Origin of the sequence: Sinomonas humi (genome assembly GCF_000802235.1) — a bacterium.
GTDB lineage: Bacteria > Actinomycetota > Actinomycetes > Actinomycetales > Micrococcaceae > Sinomonas > Sinomonas humi.
On record NZ_JTDL01000087.1, the window covers coordinates 60,542 to 85,203 of the forward strand.

The 24,662-nt window shown below is 66.0% G+C and carries 22 protein-coding genes; 16 read left to right on the top strand and 6 right to left on the bottom strand.

Translation table 11 applies throughout. The features are described 5' to 3' along the window. Nucleotides 1-24 precede the first annotated feature (24 nt). The 5 genes from LK10_RS07235 to LK10_RS07255 all read left to right on the top strand — a co-directional run bounded on the left by LK10_RS07235 (nt 25) and on the right by LK10_RS07255 (nt 5,778). On the top strand, nt 25-1,212 hold the full coding sequence (locus tag LK10_RS07235; protein ID WP_043121717.1) for an acyl-CoA dehydrogenase family protein: 1,188 nt from the start codon (nt 25-27) through the stop codon (nt 1,210-1,212). 3 nt (nt 1,213-1,215) lie between these two features. Next, nucleotides 1,216-1,941, top strand: coding sequence for an enoyl-CoA hydratase/isomerase family protein (locus LK10_RS07240; protein WP_043121718.1), 726 nt, complete (start codon nt 1,216-1,218; stop codon nt 1,939-1,941). A gap of 101 nt (nt 1,942-2,042) precedes the next feature. After that, nucleotides 2,043-3,512 carry a purine-cytosine permease family protein gene (locus LK10_RS07245; RefSeq protein ID WP_197061882.1) on the top strand — a complete coding sequence of 490 codons (1,470 nt, stop codon included), beginning with the start codon at nt 2,043-2,045 and terminating at the stop codon, nt 3,510-3,512. After that, complete coding sequence (locus LK10_RS07250; protein WP_052207065.1) at nt 3,509-4,576, top strand: 3-hydroxyacyl-CoA dehydrogenase; 1,068 nt, start codon at nt 3,509-3,511, stop codon at nt 4,574-4,576. Before LK10_RS07245 ends, LK10_RS07250 begins: the two co-directional genes overlap by 4 nt. Further along, nucleotides 4,573-5,778, top strand: a complete 1,206-nt coding sequence (locus tag LK10_RS07255) for an acetyl-CoA C-acetyltransferase (RefSeq protein WP_043121721.1) — start codon at nt 4,573-4,575, stop codon at nt 5,776-5,778. Before LK10_RS07250 ends, LK10_RS07255 begins: the two co-directional genes overlap by 4 nt. A 19-nt stretch (nt 5,779-5,797) precedes the next feature. Here the strand turns inward: LK10_RS07255 and LK10_RS07260 are convergent, their stop codons facing one another. Continuing rightward, a complete protein-coding gene (locus LK10_RS07260) occupies nt 5,798-6,619 on the bottom strand; it encodes a phosphotransferase (protein WP_052207066.1) in 822 nt (273 codons plus the stop codon). A gap of 339 nt (nt 6,620-6,958) precedes the next feature. Here LK10_RS07260 and LK10_RS22825 point away from each other — a divergent pair, with 339 nt between their 5' ends. Further along, on the top strand, nt 6,959-7,084 hold the full coding sequence (locus tag LK10_RS22825) for a hypothetical protein (protein ID WP_269429493.1): 126 nt from the start codon (nt 6,959-6,961) through the stop codon (nt 7,082-7,084). A gap of 84 nt (nt 7,085-7,168) precedes the next feature. Beyond that, entirely contained in the window at nt 7,169-10,261 is a 3,093-nt protein-coding gene (locus LK10_RS07270; RefSeq protein ID WP_052207067.1) for a DUF3427 domain-containing protein, read from the top strand. Between the two features lie 5 nt (nt 10,262-10,266). Here the strand turns inward: LK10_RS07270 and LK10_RS07275 are convergent, their stop codons facing one another. Beyond that, complete coding sequence (locus LK10_RS07275; RefSeq protein WP_156144084.1) at nt 10,267-10,476, bottom strand: hypothetical protein; 210 nt, start codon at nt 10,474-10,476, stop codon at nt 10,267-10,269. A gap of 86 nt (nt 10,477-10,562) precedes the next feature. Between LK10_RS07275 and LK10_RS07280 the strand changes: the two genes are divergently transcribed. Next, nucleotides 10,563-11,405 (top strand): SDR family oxidoreductase, encoded by an 843-nt coding sequence (locus LK10_RS07280; RefSeq protein ID WP_043121726.1) that lies wholly within the window; start codon nt 10,563-10,565, stop codon nt 11,403-11,405. Here the strand turns inward: LK10_RS07280 and LK10_RS07285 are convergent, their stop codons facing one another. Further along, on the bottom strand, nt 11,406-11,696 hold the full coding sequence (locus LK10_RS07285; protein WP_043121727.1) for a hypothetical protein: 291 nt from the start codon (nt 11,694-11,696) through the stop codon (nt 11,406-11,408). Between the two features lie 88 nt (nt 11,697-11,784). On the opposite strand from LK10_RS07285, the gene LK10_RS07290 reads away from it, so the two are divergent. Beyond that, nucleotides 11,785-12,636 (top strand): Rieske (2Fe-2S) protein, encoded by an 852-nt coding sequence (locus LK10_RS07290; RefSeq protein WP_043121731.1) that lies wholly within the window; start codon nt 11,785-11,787, stop codon nt 12,634-12,636. Between the two features lie 155 nt (nt 12,637-12,791). On the opposite strand, the gene ku is transcribed toward LK10_RS07290, so the two are convergent. Then, entirely contained in the window at nt 12,792-13,667 is an 876-nt protein-coding gene (gene ku, locus LK10_RS07295; RefSeq protein WP_043121732.1) for a non-homologous end joining protein Ku, read from the bottom strand. 389 nt (nt 13,668-14,056) lie between these two features. On the opposite strand from ku, the gene LK10_RS07300 reads away from it, so the two are divergent. The 7 genes from LK10_RS07300 (at nt 14,057) to LK10_RS07330 (ending at nt 22,112) form a co-directional block, all read left to right on the top strand. Continuing rightward, on the top strand, nt 14,057-15,457 hold the full coding sequence (locus tag LK10_RS07300) for an MFS transporter (protein ID WP_043121736.1): 1,401 nt from the start codon (nt 14,057-14,059) through the stop codon (nt 15,455-15,457). 258 nt (nt 15,458-15,715) lie between these two features. After that, nucleotides 15,716-16,717, top strand: coding sequence for a LacI family DNA-binding transcriptional regulator (locus tag LK10_RS07305; protein WP_052207068.1), 1,002 nt, complete (start codon nt 15,716-15,718; stop codon nt 16,715-16,717). 170 nt (nt 16,718-16,887) lie between these two features. Then, nucleotides 16,888-18,285: an ABC transporter substrate-binding protein gene (locus tag LK10_RS07310; protein ID WP_052207069.1), complete on the top strand. Its 1,398-nt coding sequence runs from the start codon at nt 16,888-16,890 to the stop codon at nt 18,283-18,285. A 2-nt stretch (nt 18,286-18,287) separates the two neighbouring features. Then, complete coding sequence (locus LK10_RS07315; protein ID WP_043121744.1) at nt 18,288-19,244, top strand: carbohydrate ABC transporter permease; 957 nt, start codon at nt 18,288-18,290, stop codon at nt 19,242-19,244. Further along, nucleotides 19,241-20,131, top strand: coding sequence for a carbohydrate ABC transporter permease (locus tag LK10_RS07320; protein WP_231567672.1), 891 nt, complete (start codon nt 19,241-19,243; stop codon nt 20,129-20,131). The genes LK10_RS07315 and LK10_RS07320 overlap by 4 nt, the downstream gene beginning before the upstream one ends. 18 nt (nt 20,132-20,149) lie before the next feature. Next, complete coding sequence (locus LK10_RS07325; protein ID WP_052207070.1) at nt 20,150-21,748, top strand: glycoside hydrolase family 32 protein; 1,599 nt, start codon at nt 20,150-20,152, stop codon at nt 21,746-21,748. Between the two features lie 163 nt (nt 21,749-21,911). Beyond that, nucleotides 21,912-22,112 (top strand): CsbD family protein, encoded by a 201-nt coding sequence (locus LK10_RS07330; protein WP_043121748.1) that lies wholly within the window; start codon nt 21,912-21,914, stop codon nt 22,110-22,112. Between the two features lie 111 nt (nt 22,113-22,223). Here the strand turns inward: LK10_RS07330 and LK10_RS07335 are convergent, their stop codons facing one another. Both LK10_RS07335 and LK10_RS07340 read right to left on the bottom strand, forming a co-directional pair. Continuing rightward, on the bottom strand, nt 22,224-23,327 hold the full coding sequence (locus LK10_RS07335) for a diaminopropionate ammonia-lyase (protein WP_231567673.1): 1,104 nt from the start codon (nt 23,325-23,327) through the stop codon (nt 22,224-22,226). Beyond that, complete coding sequence (locus tag LK10_RS07340) at nt 23,324-24,607, bottom strand: M20 family metallo-hydrolase (protein ID WP_043121749.1); 1,284 nt, start codon at nt 24,605-24,607, stop codon at nt 23,324-23,326. The genes LK10_RS07335 and LK10_RS07340 overlap by 4 nt, the downstream gene beginning before the upstream one ends. Between the last annotated feature and the right edge of the window lie 55 nt (nt 24,608-24,662).

Sequence of the window (24,662 nt, forward strand, 5' to 3'; positions counted from 1 at the left end):
CACCCTCACCATCAAGGAGAAGCCATGGAATTCGGATACACCCCGAGGCTCGTCGAGCTCAAGCAGCGCGCTCGCGACCTCACCACCAAAATGATGCAGTTCGAGGACGAGTGCGAGGCCAACAACGGCCTTTCCGCCGAATCGCATGCCGTGATCAAGGAAGCCGTCCTGAGCGCCGGGCTGCAGGCGATCAACACTCCGACCGAGTTCGGCGGCGCGGGCCTGACGGTCCTCGAGCAGGTCGTCGTCCAGGACGAACTGGGCAAGCTCACCAACGCGCTCTGGGACGCTGTTTGGCGCCCGGCGAACCCGTTGGCCCACGCGACCGAGGAACAGCGCGCGCGGTACCTCATTCCCGAGGCCCGGGGCGAGCGGCGCGACGCGGTGGCGATCACCGAGGCGGACGCGGGCTCGGATCCGACGGGCATCCAGACGACGGCGCACCGCGACGGCGAGGGCTTCGTCATCAACGGCGAGAAGTGGTTCGTAACGGTCGGCGACGTCGCCGACTTCCTGCTCGTGCTCGCCAACGTTCCTGACGAGGGACCCACGATGTTCCTCGTCGACGTCGACCAGCCGGGTGTCACGGTTGCCAAGGTCCCCCGCTACACGCACACGTTCGTCTACGAGCACCCCGAGTTCCACTTCACGAATGTCCGCGTCGGTGCGGACGCCGTACTCGGCGGAGTGGGCAATGGCTACGAGCTCACGCGTGACTGGTTCACGGAGGAGCGCCTGATGATCGGTGCCCGCACGATCGGCGCGGCCGAGCGGGCCCTCGACCTCGCGATCGAATGGGCCAAGCAGCGCGAGCAGGGTGGCGAGAAGCTCATCGACCGCCAGCTGATCCAGGGCATGATCGCCGACTCCGTGGCAGACATCGCCACGAACCGCGCCCTCACGCACCAGGTCGCGTGGGAGTTCGACAACTCGGATCTCAGCGACCCCAACGTCCGCAAGACCCTTCACGCGAAGGCAGCCACCGTCAAGCTCGCCGCTTCCGAGGCGTCGAACCGCGTCGTCGACCGGGCTCAGCAGATCTTCGGCGGCCGCGGCTACATGCGCGACTACGCCGTCGAGCGCCTCTGGCGCGAGCTGCGCGTCGACCGGATCTGGGAAGGCACATCGGAGATCCAGCGGCTCGTGATCGCCAACGAGACCAAGAAGCGCGGCCTCGCCGGGCTCGTGTCCTTCCGCGGCCCGGAGGCCTGAGCGATGCCCGCGGAGGACGCCGGCACCGTCGAGGTGACGCGGCAGGGCGAGATCGCCGTGGTGACGCTTCGACGCGAGCGCAAGCGCAACGCGCTCTCGACTGGGATGGAGAGCAGGCTCGCCGAGCAGCTCGCGTCCGAAGCTGTCGCGACGAGCCGCGCCGTCGTCATCACCGGCGGCGACCAGGTGTTCTCCGCGGGCGCGGACATCACCGAACTGCGAGAGATGACGCCGGAGGCCATCAGCGCCTACTACCGCTCTTCCGGCGCCGTCTACGAGCAGCTCGCATCCCTGCCGATGCCGACTATTGCCGCCATCGCAGGCTACTGCCTCGGTGGGGGCCTCGAACTCGCGATGGCCGCAGACTTCCGTGTCGCTGACGAGACGGCTGTCTTCGGGTTTCCTGAGATCGGACTGGGCATCCTGCCTTCCTCGGGCGGCGTGGCCCGAGCAGTCAGGACAATCGGTCCCGCCCGTACTCGCGACCTGATCCTTCGCGGACGTCGCTTCGCCACGCCCCTCGCAGATCAGTGGGGCCTGATCACCGAGACGGTCAGCGCAGGCATGCATGTGAAGCGTGCCCTGCAGATCGCCGACGAACTGCTCCAAGCACCCCCGCTCGCGCTGACCCTGACCTCGCAGGTCATCGACGCCGCGGCCGAATCCTCGCACCACACCGCGCTGCTGCTCGAGCAGCTCGCGTACGCAGTACTCAACCGCACCAGCTAAGAAGACCCATCCCTGCGGCCGGACCGCACTGACGCCGTCCCGCCCCAGGCCTCCTCTAGGAGATTCTCATGGTCGACTCTGTCAACACTTATCCTCAAACAGTGACCCCCAACGCTGAGGGACATCGCCTGCGCGTCGAGGCCCGCTCGATCGACTACGTTCCGCTCCGAGAACGCCACGGCAAGGTCTGGCACCTGTTCCCCGTGTGGTTCGCAGGCGACGCGCACTTGGCGACGATCGCCGTCGGCGTCATCGGCATCTCACTCGGCGGAAACCTCATCTGGTCGGCGATCGCCGTCGTGCTGGGCTCGTTCTTCGGCTCGTTCTTCATGGCGTTCCACTCGACTCAGGGCCCTCAGCTCGGCCTCCCGCAGATGGTCCAGTCGCGGCCACAGTTCGGCTTCCTCGGCGCCCTTCTCGTGTGGGTGGTCGCGCTCGTGACCTACGTCGGCTACACGGGCTTCAACCAGATCCTCGTCGGGAGCACCCTGAGCAGTCTCGCCTCAGTGCCCTCCTGGGTCAGCTATGTCGGGTACGCGGTCGTCGGCGTCGTGCTCGCCGTGGTGGGCTACGACGTCATCCATAAGGCCTCGCGCTGGCTGACGATGCTCATGTTCGTCGTGCTCATGACGTTCAGCATCGGCATGATCGCCGTGCACCCGCTCACCGCCGCGCAACTCGACCTCGGCCAGTTCGCGCTCACCCCATTCCTCATCCAGTTCTTCACCGCCGCGGTCTACCAGCTCTCCTGGTCGATCTACGTCTCCGACTACTCGCGCTACCTGCCGCCGAACGTCGGTGTGCGCGCCTCCTTCTGGTGGACTTACCTCGGTGCGGGCGTCGGTGGCGCCTGGATGATGCTCGTCGGCACGCTGGCTGCCGGCATGTTCCCCAAGGACGACGTCGTCCCCGCAGTGATCGCTGCCGGCGACCAGATCTTCCCGCACTTCGGCACCGCGCTGCTGGTGATCTCGGTGCTTCCGCTGATCACCATCGGGACGCTCAACTTCTACGGCGGCAGCCTCACGCTGCTGTCCATGATGGACTCGCTCAAGCGGGTCAAGCTCACGGTCCGGACTCGCGTCATCACGCTGCTCGTGATCGGGGGTCTCTCGACCATCATCGCCTTCATGTCCAGCGAGAGCTTCGTCTCCCAGTTCGGTGACTTCCTCACGGTGCTCGGCTACCTGTTCACTCCGTGGACCGCGATCAACCTCGTCGACTTCTACGTGGTGCGGAAAGGCCACTATTCCATTCGTGAAATCTTCAATCCTCGCGGAATGTACGGCCGGTGGAACTGGCGCGGGCTTCTCGCCTACGTGATCGGCTTCGCCTCGATGATGCCGTTCGCCGTCGTCGGAAGCATGGAAGGGCCGATTGCGAAGGCGATGGGCGGCGTCGACATCTCGATGCTCATCGGCCTGGTGGTCGCCGTCGTCGTCTACTGGATCCTCACCCGCTCCCTCGATCTGGAGGACGAGCGGCGCCGGGTCGCCGTCGCGGACCGCGGCCTCGAATCCGACTCCGCCCTCGCGGACGGGGAAGCCCCGATCCTGGAGAGCGGCCAGTGACGGGCGCCGATTCGCCACAAATCGCCAAGATCGGGGTGGTCGGTGCCGGCCTCATGGCCAGCCAGCTCGCGCTCCTCTTCGCTCGCAAGCTCCGGGTTCCCGTGATCATCAGCGATCTTTCCGAGGAACGGGTTCGCAATGCCCTCACCGGCATTCGGGCCCGCCTCGAAAGGGACGCGGCCAAGGGGCGGCTCGAGCCGGCGGAGGCGCAGCAGATAGCCGAGCTTCTCCGCGGCACCACCGATCCCTCGGACTTCGCGGGTTGCACCGCGGTCATCGAGGCGGTCTTCGAGGAGCTTGAGGTCAAGCGAAGCGTCTTCCGCACCCTTGAAGAGGCTGTCGATTCCGAGACGCTCCTCCTGACCAACACCTCGTCCCTCTCGGTGGCCGCCATGGCAGAGGGACTGCGGCATCCCGAGCGCGTTGTCGGGTTCCACTTCTTCAACCCGGTCGCCGTCCTTCCGCTGCTCGAGCTCGTCCGCACCCCGTTCGCCTCCGATGCGGCGATGGCTGAGGCGTCCCGGCTGGCCGAGCGGCTGGGCAAGACGGCGGTGCACGTCGCCGACTCCCCCGGGTTCGTCGTCAACCGCCTCCTCACCCGGCTCTTCGATGAGGTGCTGGAAGAGATCGACGACGGCGGAGATCCCCTGAGCGTCGACCGCGCCTTGGACCCGTGGGGCCTCCCCATGACGCCGCTCGCGCTCATCGACTACATCGGCCCGGCCGTCCAGGCGCACATCTGCGCTGCCATGCACGCGTCCTTCCCGGATCGGTTCCGCGAGCCGGCTTCGCTCACCGCCGTCGTCGAGGCCCGCCTTCCGGGGTTCCTCCTCGCCGACGGCACACTGCGGCCCGAAGTCCGGCAGCTTCTTCCCCAACCTCACGACGTCGACCCGGGAGACGTGCGCGAGCGTGTCCGGGCCGCGCTGGCTGAGGAAGTCCGGCTCATGCTCGAGGAGGGCGCAGCGCGCAGCGCCGAGGACATCGACCTCTGCATGGTCCTCGGCGCCAACTATCCGCAGGGCGGTCTCACGCCGCTCCTGACTGAGAGGGTCTCCGCATGACGGGCTTGGGCGTGACGGGCAGCGGCTCCGACGTCGTTATTCTCGGCGCCGCCCGGACGCCTCAGGGTCGGCTCCTCGGCCAGCTCGCCTCTCTGACAGCTGTGGAACTGGGAGGCGCCGCGATCGCCGGGGCACTCTCAAAGGCCGGGGTCCAACCTGAGGCAGTCGACGCCGTCGTCATGGGCCACGTGATCCAAGCTGGGACGGGCCAGAATCCGGCGCGGCAGAGCGCGGTGGCCGCCGGGGTCCCGCTCACCGCGCCCGCCGTCACGGTCAACAAGGTGTGCCTCTCGGGCCTCTCGGCGGTGATCGAGGCGGCCCGCATGCTGCGGCTGGGCGAGGCCTCCATCGTCGTGGCGGGTGGGCAGGAGTCGATGAGCCAGGCGCCGCGCCTCGTCGGAGGCACTCGCGACGGCAAGGCCTACGGCTCGCTTGAACTCGTTGACGCGACCGCCCATGACGGCCTCACCGATGCGTTCGACCACGAGGCCATGGGCCTTGCGACGGACAGGGCCAATGCCGCTCTCGGGATTGGCAGGGAGGAGCAGGACGCCCTCGCTGCCACCTCGCATCAGCGGGCCGCCGCGGCCAAGCAGGCCGGTGTCTGGGCCGAGGAGATCGTGCCGGTCAAGGTCCCGCAACGGAGGGAGCCGCTCGTTGAAATCGCCGAGGACGAGGGCATCCGGCCCGAGACGTCAGGCGAGGTCCTTGCCCGGCTGCGCCCCGCCTTCTCGCCCGAGGGGACTGTCACTGCCGGGAACGCCTCGCCGCTCACTGACGGGGCGGCCGCCGTCGTCCTCTCGACGCGAGCGACCGCTAAACGCCTCGGCCTGCCGATCCTCGCCGTGCTCCGCGCCCACGGCCAGATCGCGGGACCGGACACGACCCTTCCCGACAAGCCCGCACGCGCCATCGCCGTTGCGCTCGGGCGCGAGGGCTGGAGCGAAAGCGACCTCGATCTGGTCGAGATCAACGAGGCTTTCGCTTCCGTCGCCGCACACTCCGCCAAGCTCCTCGGAATCCCCCTTGAGCGCGTCAACGTTCATGGCGGAGCGATCGCGCTCGGACATCCGATCGGCGCTTCTGGGGCGCGGCTCGTGGTGACGGCGGTGCACGAACTCGTGCGGCGCGGGGCCGGACGCGCGGCGGTTGCCCTCTGCGGCGGCGGCGGGCAAGGCGACGCTCTCCTCCTCGAGAGGTGACCCAAGGGGCTTGGTCTCGCTAGAGGCCAAGCCCCTTCGCCAGCCGCTCCCCCTCCTTTTCGAGCCACGCGATCCTGCGCTGGATGCGCTCCCCCGCGCCGTCCTCCCACATGCGCAGCCAGCCGCCGCCGTCGTGCTCCGCGCGGTACTTCATGAGGTACCAGCTGCGTTCGCTGCGGCGGAGGGCGGTAGGGATCAGGCGTTGGCAGGCTTCCTGGTCGAGGCCGTAGGCGTCCGCGATGAGGCGGGTGCGGACGACGGCGTCGACCCCCTTGAGCGGTTCGCTGCGGTCCTCGTCCGGCGCGAAGGGCGCCCACCACATGCAGAGGTTGAACACCTCGTCCACGCGGGTGGCCGGTTTGGCGAGGTCAAAGTCGATGATCGCGATGGCTTGGCCGCCGCGGAAGACGACGTTTTCCGGCGTGATGTCCATGTGGCCGATGAACTCGGGCTCTTCCGCCGGGGCGGGGGGCATTCCTGGGATTTCCGGCGCGGCGACCGCTTGAAGCATGTCCGACGACGGCGCGAAGCCCAGCATCGCGTCGTCGAGGCGACGGACGAGGCGAGCCAGAGAAACGAGACGACTCTCGTCAGCGAGCCAATCCGGATGGGGGCGGTTCGCGACCTCCCCCGGGATGAAGGTGAGGGTTTCGCGGCCTTGCTCATCGATGCCGAGGAAGCGCGGGGCGCCGTCGAAGCCTCGGTGTTCGAGATGGCGCAGGACCGCGTGGACGAGCGGTGAATGCGGGCCTAGCGGCCGGCGCACGGTGTTCCCCACGCGCACGACGCCCTCGGTGACATCGCCGCCGGGGAGGGGGATTTCAAGGTGGGATTCGGCCACGCCTCATCCTATTCGCGGGCGCCAAGTTCGTCCCACGTTATTTTGTCGGTCTGCCTCTCTAGCCTCAGCAGAACCTAACCGAAGGAGGCAACGTGACAAGGCGGGGGCGAAGTCATGCGGTACGCGGGTGAGAGCCAAACTGTAAGAGCATTCCTGCATCTGCACGGTGAACTTACTTGGGTGATCCACGCACTCTGCGCCGCCCAAGGTCCTGGTGCCCTCAAGAACCATGCTGCCGATGCTTTGGAATGCCTCATCGGCGATCCTTCCGGCTCCCCCGCACCCCTCGATCACCTCCTCGGGCTGCAAATCCAAAATCACATCACGCTCTTCGGACCTATGACTTTTGTCAGAGCCGTGGCCAGCGAGTTCGATGCGGGATTCATAGTCGAGGAGTACGAGCACCTCTCGAAGCGCGCGCCGATCCCTGAGGGGACGTCGTCAGCCAATAGCCTGGACGAATGACTGACTGTTGGGGGATCCGCCGTGCCGGATGAACTAAAAGAAGACCTTCCACAGGGACTCTATGAAACGCTCCGCACGGAGAGGATGGAACAGTACCTGACCCATCTCGGTGAAGGACTAGCTAGCCAATTCCAAGGTCTGCCCGAAGAGGAAACTCCCGAGGCCCTTGCTCGCCACATCGAGCGGGCAGCGCGTCAGGCTCTCGCTTCAGCGCCGAGCCATAGCCGCCTCGAACTAGCCAATCGGCTACTGTCGAGCCTTGCCCGAGCTGACACCATAATCGACCCACCTCAGCTCTTGCACGCGGTGTACGACGCGAAGCAGATCCGCCGCCGTAGCCTCCGCCGTCCCACCACCCCGCTGAGCGATGCAGCTCTGCTGACTGCGAGTCACGAAGACCCGAACCTTGCTCACGAGCTACGACGGGAGCTCGAATCTGCGGATCAAGTCGATCTGCTATGCGCCTTCATCAAATGGCGCGGTCTCCGCCTCCTCGAGGGGGCTCTCCAGGAGCTTTCCGAAAGAGACGTTCGACTTCGTGTCATCACTACGACCTACATGGGAGCGACCGAGCGCCACGCTCTTGATGAACTCGCCAATCGGTACAACGCCGAAATCCGAATCAATTATGAGACCAACGCAACACGGCTCCATGCGAAAGCGTGGCTCTTCAGACGGAACACTGGTTTCCACACTGCATACGTTGGCAGTTCGAACCTCAGTCAGCAGGCCTTGCTCGACGGTCTCGAATGGAATGTCCGCCTCTCCGGGGTTGCCACGCCGCGGCTCGTCCAGAAGTTCCAGATCACATTCGATTCGTACTGGGAAAAGGCAAACTTCGTTCCGTACGATCCGGCGACTGACGCCGAACGTCTCGATGATGCTCTGCGCAGAGCAGGCGGCAGGACTGCCAGCCGAGAATTCGGTCCCACTGGGCTCGAAGTTGTCCCGTTCGTTCATCAGGAGGAAATGCTCGAGGACCTCGATGCAGCGCGCACAAAGGGCTTCAAGTCAAATCTCCTCGTAGCAGCAACCGGCACCGGAAAAACCGTCGTCGCTGCACTGGACTACAAGCGCCTGGCAGACGGCGCAGGCCGCCTCCCCACGCTGCTGTTCGTAGCCCACCGTCGTGAAATCCTTGAGCAGTCTCTGCACACCTACCGCCGGGTCCTCAACAATGGAAGTTTCGGCGAACTGCTTGGGGGCGGCGAGCTGCCAAGCGAATGGCTTCACGTCTTCGCATCAGTGCAGTCCCTCACTCAGGAGAGACTGGACAAGATCGACCCCTCTCGGTTCGCCGTAGTGGTGATTGATGAATTCCACCATGCCGACGCTCCGACCTATCGACGGCTTCTCGAGCACCTCACGCCAGCCCAGCTCCTCGGCCTCACCGCGACGCCGGAACGCGGAGACGGCAAGAGTGTGGCAGACGAGTTCTTCGAAGGACGCATCGCGAGCGAGCTCAGACTATGGGATGCTCTCGGCGAGGATCTCCTGGTGCCTTTTCACTATTTCGGAGTTGCCGACGAGACCGATCTTCGAAATCTCGAATGGCGTCGGGGCAATTACGAGACTGGCGAGCTTTCCGCCTTGTACACGGGAAACGAGGCACGCGCGGCAAAAGTAATCGCAGAATTACGTGACAAAGTCCTAGACATTCCGGAGATGCGAGCAATCGGGTTCTGCGTATCCGTTCAGCACGCCGAATACATGGCGCAGGTCTTCACTCGGGCCGGGATCCCATCTTCAGCCGTCTCAGGCTCCACGCCACAGCCAGAGCGTGACGAGGCCCTTCGGCGCCTGCGCGATCGTAAGATCAACTGCCTCTTCGCCGTCGACCTCTTCAACGAGGGTCTTGACGTCCCCGAAATCGACACAGTGCTGCTGCTCCGACCAACCCAGAGCGCGACTGTGTTCCTTCAGCAGCTCGGGCGGGGGTTGCGACGGGCAGAGGGCAAGGCAGTACTGACAGTGCTCGACTTCATCGGTCAGCAGCATCGCCAGTTCCGCTTCGACCTCAAGTATCGGGCGTTGCTCGGGATCGGGCGCAAGCAGCTAGAGCAGGAGATCGAGGACGAGTTTCCTTCGCTGCCTTCAGGCTGCCAACTGGTGCTCGACCGAGTCGCCCAACGGACGGTACTTGAGGGTGTACGGTCCCAATTGCGGCTGCAGCGCCCTGCCATCACGGAAGATATCCGCTCCTACGGCACCACGGATCTCGCGGAATACCTCGAACGATCAGGCAACGAGCTTCGAGATATCTATCGAGGAACGGCTGATTCCTGGACCGGGTATCTGAGGACGGCCAGGCTCATCAGTCCAGACTCCATATTCGAACAAGTCGCTGCCGCTGCCCTTGCGGTTGGGGCAGAGAAGGCCGAACAAGAGCTGCTGCGCAAAATCGGACGTTTCCTCCACGTAGATGACAGAGAACGTGCCGACTCGTATACCGCCCTGCTCAACTCATCCGACTCACTCTACCGAGAGGTCGGCGTCCGAGATCAGGCCTTCGCACGCATGATCTTCTTCACGCTCGAATTGCAGCGAAAGTTTGGACTGGGTGAGGAAGCATACGACGCCGGGCTGGACTACGTGCGAAGCTTCCCTTGGGTGTGCAGGGAGATTTCCCAGATTGTCGATCTCGGAGTGCAGAATTCCCGCCATGCACCACGGATGCTCAAAACGGCAGGAGCTTCACACTTCAGGCTTGCTCAGGTCCCGCTCTATACGCACGCTAGCTATAACCGGTACGAAATACTAGCTGCCCTCGGCTTGGATGACGCGCGAATCGGAAGCCACCGCGAAGGGGTTGCGTGGTGCGAGAAGACAGGAGCGGACGTATTCTTGGTCACGCTCAATAAAGACGAGTCCCAGCACTCACCGACCACGATGTACCGCGACTACGCGCTCTCACCTGAGCTGTTCCATTGGGAGTCGCAGAGCACAACTTCACTCGCATCCCCCGCCGGGCGTCGGTATCTGGGCGGCGGCTCAACTGTACTTCTCTTCACGCGGGCCGCTGCAAAGGACGATTGGGGGATGGGAGTTCCATACACGTGTCTTGGACCAGTGGACTACGTCCAACACAACGGAGAGCGTCCGATCGCGATCACGTGGCGCCTTCACCGGCCGATGCCTACTGACGTTTTCACCGTGGCCAACGCGGTCGCGGGCTAGCGCGGCTAACCCTTCTTCTCCCGCTCCATCCGCTCCCGCCGCTCCCGTTCCTCGCGGTGCCGCCGGATCTGCTCGTGGATGAGCTGCTCCTCTTCTGAGAAGCGGAGGTCGTTGGCTTCGTCGCCTGAATCGCCTGGGCCGGTGTCCTTGCGCTCGGGGCGGCTCTCGTCATCGTCGTCAGCGGGCTCGCTGGGGGTGTCACGCTGCTCTGTCATGCGCACACTGTAGACCTGCAACCTGCAACACAACATAGGGCAGGCGACTATTCGAGCTGCCAAAGAACCGAGCGTACGATCCCCTCATGAGCACCCCTCCCCCGCTCGCGATCACCGGTGTCACGGGTACCGTTGGAGGCCTCGTCGCGCGCCAGCTCGCCGAGGCCGGCGTCGAACTCCGGCTCCTGGCACGGACGCCGTCGAAGGCACCCGAGCTGCCCGGCGCCGTCGTCCTTCCTTGCGACTACGCCGACCGCGCACTCTGTGAGCGCTCGCTCGAGGGCGTCGAGACGCTGTTCATGGTGTCCGGCCGCGAGAACGAGAACCGGCTGGAGGAGCACAAGGCGTTCATCGATTCGGCGAAGAGTGCCGGTGTGCGGCAGATCGTCTACACGTCGTTCATGGGAGCGGCGCCGGACGCCGTCTTCACCCTCGCGCGCGATCACTTCCACACCGAGGAACACATCAAGGCCGCTGGCCTCGGCTTCACGTTCCTCCGGGACTGCCTCTATCTGGACTTCCTCGAACCGTTCGGGGGGCCCGAAGGGGTCATCCGCGGGCCGGCCGATGGCGGGCGCGTCGCCGCTGTGGCGCAAGCCGACGTCGCCCGTTCAGCCGCAGCGGTGCTTCAGGACCCGAGAGCGCACGCGCAAACTGCGTACACGCTCACGGGCCCCGAAGCACTGACCCTCGCGGAGGCCGCGGACGTCATCTCGGACATCCGCGGCCGTCCATTCGCTTTCCATAACGAGACCATCGACGAAGCCTACGAATCACGGAAGAAATGGCCGGCCCCGCCGTGGCAGTACGACGCCTGGGTCTCGACCTACACCGCGATTGCGGCTGGCGAACTGGCCGAGGTGACGGACGACGTCGAACGTCTCACCGGCCGCCGTCCGCTGAGCCTCGCCGAGCTGCTCGCGGGCTGACTACTGCTCTTCGCCGTAGTGCGCGGGGTCGTCGCTCGCGTCGCCGCCCTTGATGTCGGCGTCGGGCACGTCGATCCCTGCCATCGCCTGGTCAACGTTCGACATGTCCCGAGGAACGTTGTCCTTCTGCGGCATGTTGCCGTGGGCCTGTTCGCGAATGAGCTGCTCCTCCTCGCTGAAGCGAATATCGTTCGCTTGGTCGCCGGAGTCCTTGGGCTCGTCGTCGGGGTTGCCCGGCTTGTACTGGTTCTGAGCCATGTTCTCGTCGCTGTTCAGGTCGTTCTCGCTCATGTCGGGCCAGTACCCGCCTAGGGTCTGGGTCAATCATTGCCACGGGGGTAACCTTCCGATGTCTCTGTCCGCAGCACAGGAGGACACAATGAATCTTTTGGACGACGCCGTCAGCCGCCTTGAGCGCTGGCAATTCCTCGATGCGATCGCCGAGCCTGTCCGCAAGGCAACGCACGCCGTCGTGAAGCCGCGGCTCATTCGCAACCTGCTCAGCGGCATTCCCACGGGACACCCACTGCATCCCGTGCTCACAGACATCCCGATCGGCGCCTGGACCATGGCCTCGCTCCTCGACCTCCGCGGAGGGAAGGCCTCGGAGCCGGCAGCCGATCTGCTCGTCGCCGCAGGCCTCCTCGCGGCAGTGCCTACCGCCGCAGCAGGACTCAACGACTGGTCGGACACCTTTGGGCCAACAGGCCGGATCGGCCTCGTCCACGCGGGGCTCAACTCGGCCGCACTCGGGCTCTACACGGCCTCGCTTGTGGCGCGCCGCACGGGACGCCGCGGAGCAGGCTGCGGGCTCGCCCTCGCCGGGCTCGGCATCCTCACCGCGAGCGGCTACCTCGGCGGTCACCTCTCCTACTCGAAGGGCGTCAAGGTCAGCCACACCGCTTATCACGAGGGGCCCACCGACTGGCAGGACGCGATTGCCGAGAGCGAGCTCGACGGCGGCGAACCGCAGCTCGTGAACCTCGATGACATCCCGCTACTCGTCATGCGGGACGGCGGCCAGATCGTAGCCCTCGACAACGTCTGCACCCACGCCGGGGGCCCGCTCAACGAGGGGACGTTCGAGGACGGCTGCGTTACGTGCCCTTGGCATGGCAGCAAGTTCCGCCTTACCGACGGCGCCCCCGTGTACGGCCCCGCCGCCGCACCACAGCCAAGCTACGAGACGCGGGTCCAGGACGGGCGCGTGCAGGTGCGGGCCCGGGTGTAGCGGAAGCGAGACCCCGACGAACCGCCGAAACCCCCGGTAAAACGCGGGGGTTTCGGCGGTTGGCGTGGGTTTCGCGGATCAGCGCCGCGGACGTGACGTCGCAGCGGCTGGGCGGGGGTGAAGCCCCGGCGGTGGGAGCGGACGACGGCGGCGGGTCACCCCGCGCTGCGGGTGCGCTTCTTCGCGGCGGGCTTCTCCGCCGTCGTCTCCTTCTCCTCGCCCTCTTTGCTGCCCTTGGCGGCCTTGCGCCTGCTCTCGACGCTTCGGCGCAGCGCCTCCATGAGGTCGAGAACCTCGGCGCCCTCGCCCTCACCTTCGGGCGCCTCGCCGAACGTGGCCTCGGTGTCCACGGCCTCGCCCTGTTCAAGCTTCGCCTCGACGAGCTGTCGCAACTGCAGCTGGTACTCGTCGGTGAACTGGTCGGGGTCGAAGTCGGTCGAGAGGCTCTCGACGAGCGAGGACGACATCTTGAGCTCCTTGTCCGAGATCTTCACGTCCTCGGACAGGATCGGGAACTGGGCCTCGCGCACCTCGTCCTGCCAGAGCAGGGCCTGCAGCACCATGACGTCGCCCCGGACGCGGAGCGCGCCGAGGCGCGTCTTCTGGCGGAGGGCGAACTTCACGACGGCGGTCAGCTCGGTCTGCTCGAGAGTCTTGCGGAGGAGCTGGTAGGGCTTGGCGCCAATCTTCTCGGGCTCGAGGTAGTAGCTCTTCTCGAAGAGCATCGGATCGATCTGCGAATCGGGGACGAACTCGACCACCTCGATCTCGCGGCTCCGCTCAACCGGCAGCGACTCGAGGTCCTCGTCTGTGAGGACCACGGTGCGGCCGCCCTCCTCGTACGCCTTGTCGATGTCGCCGTACTCGACGGTCTCGCCGCAGACCTCGCACTTGCGTTGGTACCGGATGCGCCCCTTGTCCTTGTCGTGGACCTGGTGGAGCTTCAGGTCATGGTCCTCGGTGGCGCTGTACACCTTCACGGGCACGCTGACCAGGCCAAAGCTGATGGCGCCCTTCCAGATCGACCGCATGACCCCAGTGAACCGCAGAATGATGGGCTTGGCGAGTAGGTGCCCCGGGCGGCGGCCGTGCCGCGGGGCCCGCAGCCCTGGCTCCGGGCGCTCGCAAGAAGACGAAAATCGGTTCAGCCGACGATTCACTCCGTCATAAGGGAAGCCTATGTCGGTACACACAAAGGGTCTTTGTGTGACCCAAACCTCAAACGCTAGATTTGAGTCGAGACCGGACCGCAGTGCCACTGCATTGGTCGGCTGAATTATCGGACGGTTCGCCCAGCACCCGAACCGTCATTAGAGGCTCATCCGACAAATGGCTCAATTGAATCATTCCCCCAGAAATAGCCCATTATGAAATTCATATTCCGGCCGGCCGCTTTTCACCCCTCGCCAATGGAGACGAAATGACTGAAACCACGCTTCCCAGGAAGACCCCGGTCAGGGCGGCCGTCGCGGCCTGGATCGGCACGACCCTGGAGTACTACGACTTCGCCGTGTACGGCACCTCGTCGGCGCTGATCCTGAACGTGCTGTTCTTCTCGCCCCAGCTGCCCGAGGGCATCAGCGTGCTGCTGTCCATGATCACCTTCGCCGTCGGCTATGCGGTGCGTCCCCTCGGCTCCCTCATCCTGGGGCCGATGGGCGACCGCTTCGGGCGCAAGTTCGTCATGATGCTCACACTGTTCGGCATCGGCGGGTGCACCTTCCTGATCGGCTGCCTGCCGACCTACGCCGAGATCGGCGCCGCTGCCCCGATCCTGCTCGTGCTGATCCGCGTCATCCAGGGACTGTGCCTTTCCGGCGAGCAGCCCAGCGCGATCACCATGAGCCTGGAGCACGCCTCCGAGCGCCGCCGCGGATTCATCACGAGCTTCACCACCCTGGGCGCCTCCACCGGCACCCTGCTCACGCTGCTGCTCTTCATCCCGGTCGCCGCGATGCCCTCGGCACAGCTGCTGAGCTGGGGCTGGCGGCTCCCGTTCTGGTTCTCCGCCATCGTTGTCGTCGTCGCCTACCTGATCCGCCGCCACGTCCAGGAGCCGCCCGAGTTCATCGAGGCCCAGGCCGCCAAGGTCAACGTCGCCCCGCTCAGGCACGTCCTGCGCTTCCACTGGCGCGCCGTGCTGCGGATCGTCTTCTGCGCGCTCATCGCTGGCACGAGCTACATGATGCAGACCTTCTCGGTGGCCTTCGGCACCGCGGGGTACAAGCTGGACAAGCCCACCATGCTCCTGACCACCACGGTCTCGGCCGTGATCGCCCTCGGCATCACCCCGCTGGCAGGGTTCTTCGTCGACAGGATCGGCCGCAAGACCACCTTCCTCGCCGGAACGGTCGGCGTGGGCATCACCATGGTGCCCTACCTCTGGTCCATCACGACCGGCAACTGGGCCCTGATCTTCCTCTTCGGCATCATCAACTACTCCCTCTTCTACTCGATGGTCAACGCCTCCTGGCCCTCGTTCTTCGCAGAGATGTTCCCCGGCCGGCTGCGCGTCTCCGGGCTCGCCCTCGGCACCCAGATCGGCTTCGCCGTCTCCGGCGTCATCGGCCCCGTCCTCGCCACAGCACTCGCCGGCCCCGACCTCAAGGGCTGGGTCGGCCCCTCGATCGTCGCGCTCGGGTTCATGGTCCTCGCAGGAGCCTCCGCGCTCACCGCCAAGGAGACCCGCAAGTACACCCTCAAGGACCTCGACGAAGTGCACCAGAGCGAGCGGGAGAAAGCCGCCGTCACCGCCGCCATCGAGCTCCCGACCAGGACCACCCGAGACCTCGCCGCCCCCAAGCCCCGTCCCGCGAAGTGACCGGCTGGCGCTCCTCCGAGCCATAGAAGTCCCAGTACTGCCGCGCACGGTGTCCGGGCTGTGATCGAATCACAGCCCCGACACCGTGCCCGGTGATTTTCAACTAGGCTCAATGCGAAACGCAGGCTGCACTCGAGCCCTACACCGCTCTGGACCCCAAGCAGCCTCGCGACGCCGCTACCGGCGTCGTCGCTCTGCTCCCGGCCCCACTAACCTAGAGCCATGCCGCCGCATGGAACCCGATCCGAGAAGCCCACCATGAGGGACGTCGGAATCCTCGCTGGCGTTTCCCAGAGCACGGTCTCCCATGTGGTGAACCAGACCGGGAAGATCCCCGAAGAAACCGAGAAGCGCGTCCGTGAGGCAATTCGCGAACTGGGCTACCGCCCCAACGAGACCGCGCGCAACCTGCGCCTTCGCCGCAGCCACACAATCGGCATGGTCACGGACCGAATCGCCTCCTCCCCGTTCGCCGGCAGGGTGCTGCGCGGAGCGGAGGAGTTCGCGTGGGAACGCGGCTATCTGCTGCTACTCGTGGACGCGAAAGAGGATCCCTCGATCGAGTCCGCGGCCGTGGATACGCTGCTCGCCCGCCAGGTCGACGGCATGCTGTACGCCGCGATGTCCTGGCGGGGGGTCGATGCGTCGGCAGGCTTCACGAAGCTCCCGTCGCTTCTCGTCAACGCGTGGGCCTCAGGCTCGCGCAAGATCCCGGCGATCGTTCCGGCCGAGACGGAAGGCGGCCGGCTGGCTGCCACCGCTGTGATCGAGGCGGGGCACGAGAGGATCGCCTTCCTTGGCGGCCCGCAGGACGACCCGGCGCGCATAGAGCGCGAGGCTGGCTTCCGGAAGGCCATGGCCGACGCCGGAATTCCAGTCAACGAGCGATGGATCCTTTCGGGCGACTACCAGATCAGCAGCGGACATCTCCTGACAAGCCAGATCCTCGACGGCGGTGACTCGCCCACCGCCCTCGTCTGCGGCAATGACCGCATGGCAGTCGGCGCGATCACGGCGGCGCTCGAGCAGGGCCTGCGCGTCCCAGAGGACCTCTCGATCGTCGGCTACGACGATCAGGAGGATCTAGCGGACCAGATTGCGCCCGGGCTCACGACGGTCACGATCCCCCACTACGAAATGGGACGCACCGCCGTCGAACATCTCCTCGACGCCCTCGACTCGGGCCGCCCCCCGAAGGGCGCGACCATCCCTGGGGCGCTAGTTCGCCGCGGTTCCGTGGCCGCACCGGCTCAGCGCTAGGACAACAGGCGGGTCGGCGCGGGCTGCACCCGCCGGGATGAGCTCCGCGCCTACCCGCTTCCCATCGTTTCAAAACTCCGCCCCCAGATGGCGGGGTTGACAGCCCTCCGAGATGTGCGTCACACTCATTCGCATCAGGTCGTTCATACGTATGAATAGAGAGGGTCATAATGACTTCCTTCCTTTCGTCGCCGGTCAGCCGACGGTCAGTGCTGATCGGCGGAGCCGCCCTCTTGGGCACCGCTGGCCTCTCGGCTTGCAGCCCTTCGGGGGCCTCGTCGTCGGGCTCCAAGACGCTCAACGTCGCCTACTTCGGAACCCAGCAGGCGGCTGACGCGACGGCCAAGGTCGCGCAGCCATTCATCAAGGCCAATCCCGGCGTAACAGTGAAGTTCAACGGGATCAACGGCACCGACTGGAACGACTTCTTCACCAAGGTCCTCACGCAGATCGCGGCGGGCAACCCGCCGGACATCGTGAGCGTCGCGACCGAGGGTGTCCAGCTCTTCGCGCAGAAGAAGCTCGCCCACCCGCTCGACGACTACGTCAAGCGGGACAAGGACCAGCTCGCCCCGTACTTCAAGGACGTCCACCCGAGCCTCGTCGAGGCCATGATGTACCAGGGCAACCTGTACGAGCTGCCCACCGATTTCAATGCCGGCAACATGTACTTCAACACGAACCTCCTGCAGAAGTCCGGTCTCCAGCTGCCGTCGCCTTCCTGGACCATGGACGACTTCCACAGCGTCGCCACGAGCCTCAAGTCGAATTCGGGCGCTGTGCCGTTCGACTGGGTCGTGCGGCTGTGGGGCTCGTGGACCTCATTCATGTACGCCAACGGCGGCAACCTCGTCACGGAGGGCAAGTACACGGGCGGCGACTGGCTCTGGAGCCAGTTCTACGCCAACGATCCGGCTGCCGCTGGCCGGGGCGGGGGCTGGAAGTGGGGCGCCCCGACTGCGAACTCGGACGCCGTCGTCGAATCCCTCGACTACATGGTCGAGCTCGCCAACAGCGGCCTGTCTGCGAAGCCCGACGTCGGCGGCGGCTCGACGCTCCAGGGCCTCTTCGCGTCCAACAAGATCGGCATGAGCATCGGCGGCGGCTTCTGGGCCGGAGGCCTCCACAACGCGGGCATGCAGAACGGTTCGTTCGACGTCCAGTTCTTCCCCAAGTGGAAGGTCCAGCGGCACCTGTTCGGCACGGGCGGCTACGGCATCTTCGAGTCCTCCAAGAACAAGGACCTCGCGTGGGAATTCCTCAAGTCCCTCGTCGAACCGGCGGCGATCGATGTCCTCACCTCGGGGAACTCGACGACGCCGGCACGCCGCTCCATGATGACGGCCGACCGCTACTCGACCACCGGCCCGAAGAACTGGCAGGTCTTCTACGACACCCTCGACAAGCTCCCCAACACTGCCCCCATCCCGGCTCCCCCGTACTACAACGCGATGGCGAACGCCCTCAACCAGCGCACCACCCAGGCCATGTCCTCGGGTAACGCCAAGTCGGCCCTCGACGGCCTCCAGCAGGATCTCGAAACCGCAGCAGCATCAGTCGGAAGCTAGCAATGACCACTCTCACCACCCGCACCAAATCCCTCAGGGCCGCCTCCGGCCCTGAAGGGGCCAGGGTCCGCAACCGCAAACGCGCAGCACGCCGCGAGGGCGCCTTCGGCTGGCTCATGATCTCCCTCTCGGCCGCCTCGATCCTCGTCTTCACGGCCCTGCCGATCGTCTTCACGTTCGTGCTCTCGTTCTTCTCGTGGGACATCATCAGCCCGCCGCAGTTCGTCGGCCTACAGAACTTCACCCATCTCGCGGCCGATCAATCGGTGATCCATTCATTCGGGGTGACCGGCCTGCTGGCCGCGCTCATCGTGGTGCTGCAGATCGTCGTCGGCCTCGCCATGGCCCTCCTGGTCCAGCAGCGAAAGTCCACCTGGGCCCGCTCGATCTTCCGGACGGCGTTCTTCCTTCCGCTGCTCGTCTCGGCGGCGTCGATCTCGATCGTGTTCAGCTACCTCTTCGATGATCACTTCGGCGTCATCAACTACTATCTCCAGCTCCTGCACCTCCCCGCCGTGGCGTGGCTCAGCTCCTCGGCCGGGGCGACGGCGACGATCGTCATCGTCGCGGTGTGGCAGCAGCTCGGCTTCGTCTTCATCCTGTTCGTCGCTGCGCTGGGTTCGCTCCCGAAGGACGTCCTCGAGGCCGTCTCCCTCGACGGGTCTGGCCCGATCAGGACGTTCTTCTCGATCAAGCTCCCCCTCATCAGCCCGACGATCTTCTTCGCCGCCGTCATCGGCCTCATCAACGCGATGCAGATCTTCGACCAGCCCTACGTCATGACCAAGGGCGGTCCGGGCGACGCGACCACCACGACCGTCATGCTCATCTACCGCACCGCATTCCAGAACATCCAGTTCGGCTACGGCTCGGCCATCTCGGTTGTCCTGTTCGTGCTCCTGCTCGTCCTGACCGGGCTGCAGTTCCTCATCTCCCGGAAGTGGGTGTTCTACTCGTGAGCACTGCCATCAAGCCCCAGCCTGCCCCGCCGTCGGCCATTCAGAAGGCGCGAATCCCGCACGCCGGCCGGCGCAAGGTGTACCGCGGGTTCGGCCTCGTCCTCCTGATCGTCATCGCGGCGGTCTTCGTCCTTCCGATCCTCTGGACGATCTCGACCTCCCTTCGAACCCCGGCTCAGTCCTTCGACAACCCGCCGCAGTGGATCCCGCTCAACCCCGTCTGGTCGAACTACTCGGCCGTGTTCCAGCAGGTCCCGCTCGCGACGTTCTTCCTGAACAGCGTCTTCGTGACCGGCGCGATCGTCATCCTCCAGCTCATCACCTCCACGATGAGTGGCTACGCGTTCGCCCTCGTTCGCTTCCGCGGGAAGGGCGCCGTGTTCGCGATGGTCCTCGCGACCATGATGGTCCCGGCGCAGACCACGATCATCCCGATCTTCATCCTCATCAGGTACCTCGGCCTCTCGGACAACCTCTGGTCGCTCGTGATCCCGGCGGTCGGCGGGGCCTTCGGAACGTTCCTCATGCGGCAGTACTTCCTGCAGATGCCGAGCGAGCTCGCCGAGGCCGCCCGGGTTGACGGAGCCTCGAACTTCCAGATCTTCGCCCGGATCTACGCCCCCATCGCGCTCCCGCCGATGGCGACGCTCGCCGTCCTCAACTTCTCCGCCTACTGGAACGAGTTCTTCCGCCCGCTCATCTTCCTGCAGTCCACGAACAACTTCACGCTGCCCGTCGGCCTCGTCTCCCTCCAGGGGAACTTCGGCACCGGGAGCGTCTCGATCGTCCTGGCCGGCGTCGTCATCGCCCTGATCCCGAGCATTGCCATCTTCCTGCTCGCCCAGCGCTACTTCGTCGAGGGAATCACCGCGGGCTCGTTCCGCTGACCAATCCGAAAGAACACCATGACCTCATCGCCTTCGCCCGTTTCCTTCGGCGAGGAAGCCTACCGACCCCAGATCCACTACACGGCCGCCGAGACGTGGATCAACGACCCCAACGGCCTCGTCTATGCGGACGGCCTGTACCACCTCTTCTTCCAGAACAATCCGTACGGAACGAACCACGCGAACATGTCCTGGGGACACGCCGTCTCCACGGACCTCGTCCACTGGAATGACAGGCCGGTCGCCATCCTGTGCGACGACGAGGAGCAGATCTTCTCGGGCAGCATCGTGGTGGACGAGGGCAACACGAGCGGCTTCGGGGCGCCGGGGAGTTCGCCGCTAGTCGCGATCTACACAAGCGCGTACGCGGAGGACTCCGCTCATCACGGGATTCAGGCGCAGTCTCTCGCGTTCAGCCTCGACGGCGGGGAGACGTGGACCAAGCACGAGGGCAACCCGGTCTTGGACCGCGGCTCCCGCGACTTCCGCGATCCGAAGGTGTTCCGCTATTCGGGGCCGGATGGCTCGTACTGGGTGATGGTGGCCGTGGAGGCGGTTGAGCGGAAGGCTGTGCTCTACCGCTCCGACGACCTGCGCAACTGGACCCACCTGAGCGACTTCGAGGCCACAACGAAGGTGGGGCTGATCTGGGAATGCCCCGATCTGTTCCCCCTCGCCGTCGACGGCGACCCCGAGAACGTGAAGTGGGTCCTCATCATCAACCTCCACCGTGAGGACGGCGAGGGCGGCTCAGCAGGGGTCTACTTCCTGGGCGACTTCGACGGCACCACGTTCGCTTCCGTTGGGGTGGGCGCATCCGCGGACGACGGCGGTGCTCCCGCCGCCGAATACGGGTGGCTCGACTTCGGCCGGGACTACTATGCGACCGTCTCGTTCAACAGTGCGCCCGACGACCGCCGCATCCTCGTCGGCTGGATGAACAACTGGGACTATGCACGGAGCCTGCCGACCTCCCCCTGGCGCGGGTCTATGGCCCTCCCGCGCGAGGCCACTCTCCGCACCCGAGCGGGTCGGGTCGTTCTCGAGCAACGCGTCGTGCCGGGTCTCGAGGCCTCGGGGTTGCCCCGTTCGCTCGGCCTTCTGGACGTGCCCGAGGGCGTCCGCGCTCTCCCCCTGGAGTGCCGCGAGATCCCCTGCCTCATTGAGGCGACGTTCGACGCGGGCTCTGCCTCCGAGTTCGGCCTCGTGCTCCTGCAGCCGGGCGAGGGGCAGCCGGGCGAGGGGCGGTCGGGTGAGGGACGGTCGGCTGAGGAAGGCGCACGACTGTGCTACGACGTCGAACGCGGGGAGCTCGCGCTGGACCGCCGATTCTCCGGGAACACAGAACTCCATCCGCTGTTCTCGTCCATTGAGCGGGCACCGGTCGCTCTGATCGGCGACCGTTTGCGGCTCGAGATTTACCTCGACGCTGGTTCGATCGAAGTCTTCGCGCAGGGGGGCCAAGTGACTTTTGCGGAACAGGTCTTCCCCGACCCGTCCAGCACCGGGGTCTCGGTGTACGCGGTGGGTGGGACCGCCCAGCTGGTTGCCCTGACGGTCACGCCACTCAAGCCGGCACCCGTTGTCCGCGAGCGGGAGTCGGCCCACGCGGTGTAGCCCGTATCGGGGTGTTCGCCGTCGTCGTGCGCAGCGTTCGCTTGAATCCGATGCGCCGGGGTAACGGCCGAACAGCGCATCCCTAGCGCTGGCGCCCGTCGCACCGCGAGCGCCGACCTGAAGAAGCAGGCCAAGCCAAGTGCCTGCTGGAACGGAGGGCAGTATGGGACTCGACGACAAGGCCAGCAACAAGGCCCAAGAACTCGGCGGCAAGGCCAAGGAAGCGCTGGGCCGCTCAAGCGACGACCCGGAGCTTACGAGAGAAGGCCAGCGCGACCAGGCGTCCGCAGGCCTCAAGCAGGCCGGAGAAAAGGTGAAGGACGCCTTCGAGGACGTCAAGGACGCCTTCAAGAAGCACGACTGAGAATTTCAGTCCGAGAATCTCAGCGGCGGCCCTCCCCGGGAACGGGGAGGGCCGCTTGTCTTGGGGGAACCCTCGCACAGGGTTGGCGCGTCCGGGAGAGCCCGGGCGTCATCACCTTCCTTCGTTTGCCGCGGCGCCCTCGGTGCTCAGCAGCACCACCGTCGCCGCCGAGCCGAGTCCGAGCATCTCGGGTCCGTTACGGCTGCACCAAGCGGCCTCGAATCCGGCCAGTGCAGCCGCCCCGCAGGGACCGACCGAAATGCCCTTCTCGTGCAGGAAGGCGAGGGCCTCGGCCGCTTCGGTGTCCGTGACCCCGATTGCGGCGTCCAGACTTTCGCAGATGGCGGGCCACGCGGTGCGGGATACCGTCCCGCAGTTCAGGCCCGCCATTGAGGTCGGTGCCGAGGTGTCCACCGTGACAGGATGGCCCGTGGCGAGCGAGGCTGTCACGCAGGCGGCGGACGCTGGTTCCACGGCGAGAACTCTGGGCCTCGTCGTCCTGCCCACGGCACGGTAGTGCTCGAGGGCGGACTGGAGGAGCGAGCCGACCCCGGTAGGGACCGCCACGATGCCTGCTGGTGTGGGAAGCTGCAGGTCGATCTCCGCGAACAACGTCGAGTAGCCCTCGATGATCCAGCTGGGTATCTCTTCGTAGCCATCCCAAGCGGTGTCCTGGACGAGGACGTCGCCCTCGGTGGCCTCGGCGGCGGCCCGCGCCACCGCGCCGTCGTACACCACGCCCGTCTCGACGACGACGGCGCCCTCGCCGCGGATGGCCCGCCGGGTGCTTTCGGGCAGACCTCCGGGCACGTAGATCCGGGCGGAAAGGCCGAGCAGGCGGCCCATGTGGGCCAGAGCCCTGCCATGGTTGCCATCGGTGGCGGTGACGAGGGTCGCCCCGCTCCCCGCCGCGACCGCTTTCAGATCCTCCAGTGTCTGGGCGGGAGGCAGTCCCGCCGCAGCGGTGAGGGCCCGGTTCACGGCCCAGGAAGCGCCGAGGACCTTGAAGGCGGGCAGGCCCAAGCGGCTGGACTCGTCCTTGACCCACACGGATGCGACGCCCCAGCGCTCAGCGAGTGCTGGCACTTCGATAAGCGGCGTGGGGGCATAGCCCGGCATGCTGCGATGGAACTCCCAGGCCGGCGCGAACTCTCCGTGGAAGGTCCATTCATGCTCGTGGCTCTTGAAGGACCACGGACGTCTCGAGGCGTTCACGCGCTCAGCTCCACAATGGTGTCAGCGAGCACGGAGACGCCGGCGAGGCAGTCCTCGGGCGTGGAGTATTCGCGGGGGTTGTGGCTGATCCCGTCGTACTGGCCGCGGACGAAAACCATTGCGGTCGGGGCGATAGCTGCCATCTCCTGGGCGTCGTGCCCCGCGCCGGACATAAGCCGCATCGTGTCGTAGCCCAGCTCCTTCGCCGACGCCTCGATCGCGTTCTGGATCTCATCGCTGAAGGGCACGGCACGGGTCTTTGCCATTCGCTTGGTCTCGACGCGAAGTCCCGGCTGCGACTCCGGGAGTGCGGCGAGGAACGCTTCAAGGTGGGCCTCGGCTTCGGCCATGAGGGCGTCGTCCGGGTTGCGGAGGTCCACCGTGATCTCGGCGAGATCGGGGACGACGCTGGGCAGGCCAGGCGACGTGCGTACGTGCCCGACAGTCGCCCGCAGCTGGCCGTACTCGCCCGAGTTCACCATCCGCCTGACCTCGACGATGATCTGGGCGGCCGCCAAACCCGCGTCGGCGCGCAGCTCGGTCGGCGTCGTCCCTGCATGCGCCGCCCGCCCGTGGAGGGTGACCTTCTGCCAGGAGATCGCTTGAACGCCCGTGACGACGCCGATGGCGTAGCCGCGCTGGGCGAGGATCGGTCCCTGCTCGATGTGGCATTCGACGTAGGCGTGCGGCGGGTCGAGCCGCGTCGGCCGCATGCCCTTGAACCCGATGCGCTCGAGCTCGTCGCCGAAGCGGAGGCTCGCCTCGTCGACCAGATCGTAGGCGTAGTCGAGAGTCAGCCTGCCCGCCGCGACGGCCGAACCGAGCATGTCGGTGCCGAAGCGGACGCCTTCTTCCTCGGTCCAAGCGACGACGACGATCGGGCGCCGGGTCTGGATGCCGGCGTCGTTTAGCGCGCGAACCACCTCAAGCGCGCCGAGGACGCCGAGGCAGCCGTCGAATGCACCGGCAGTCGCGACAGTGTCGATATGGGAGCCGGCCATCACGGGCTTGAGCTCGGGCTGGATGCCCTCACGGCGGCCGAAGATGTTGCCCATCCCGTCGACGGTCACCTCAAGGCCCGCCTCCTGCATCCACGAGACGAGGAGCCGGCGGCCGTCGCCGTCCTCGTCCGTAAGGGACTGACGGTCGACGCCGACGAGGCCGGTAGCGGCGTCGTCGTACGCGCCGATCTCGGCGAGCTCGGCGAGCGAGGCCCAAAGGCGGTCCCCGTCGATTCGGAGTCTGGTCTTCTCTGTCTGAGGGTTGGGCGCGGTCGTCATTGTCTCCTCCTTCTAGGCGCTCGGATCGGCGCTCCTTCGAGAGTACGGAGACGCA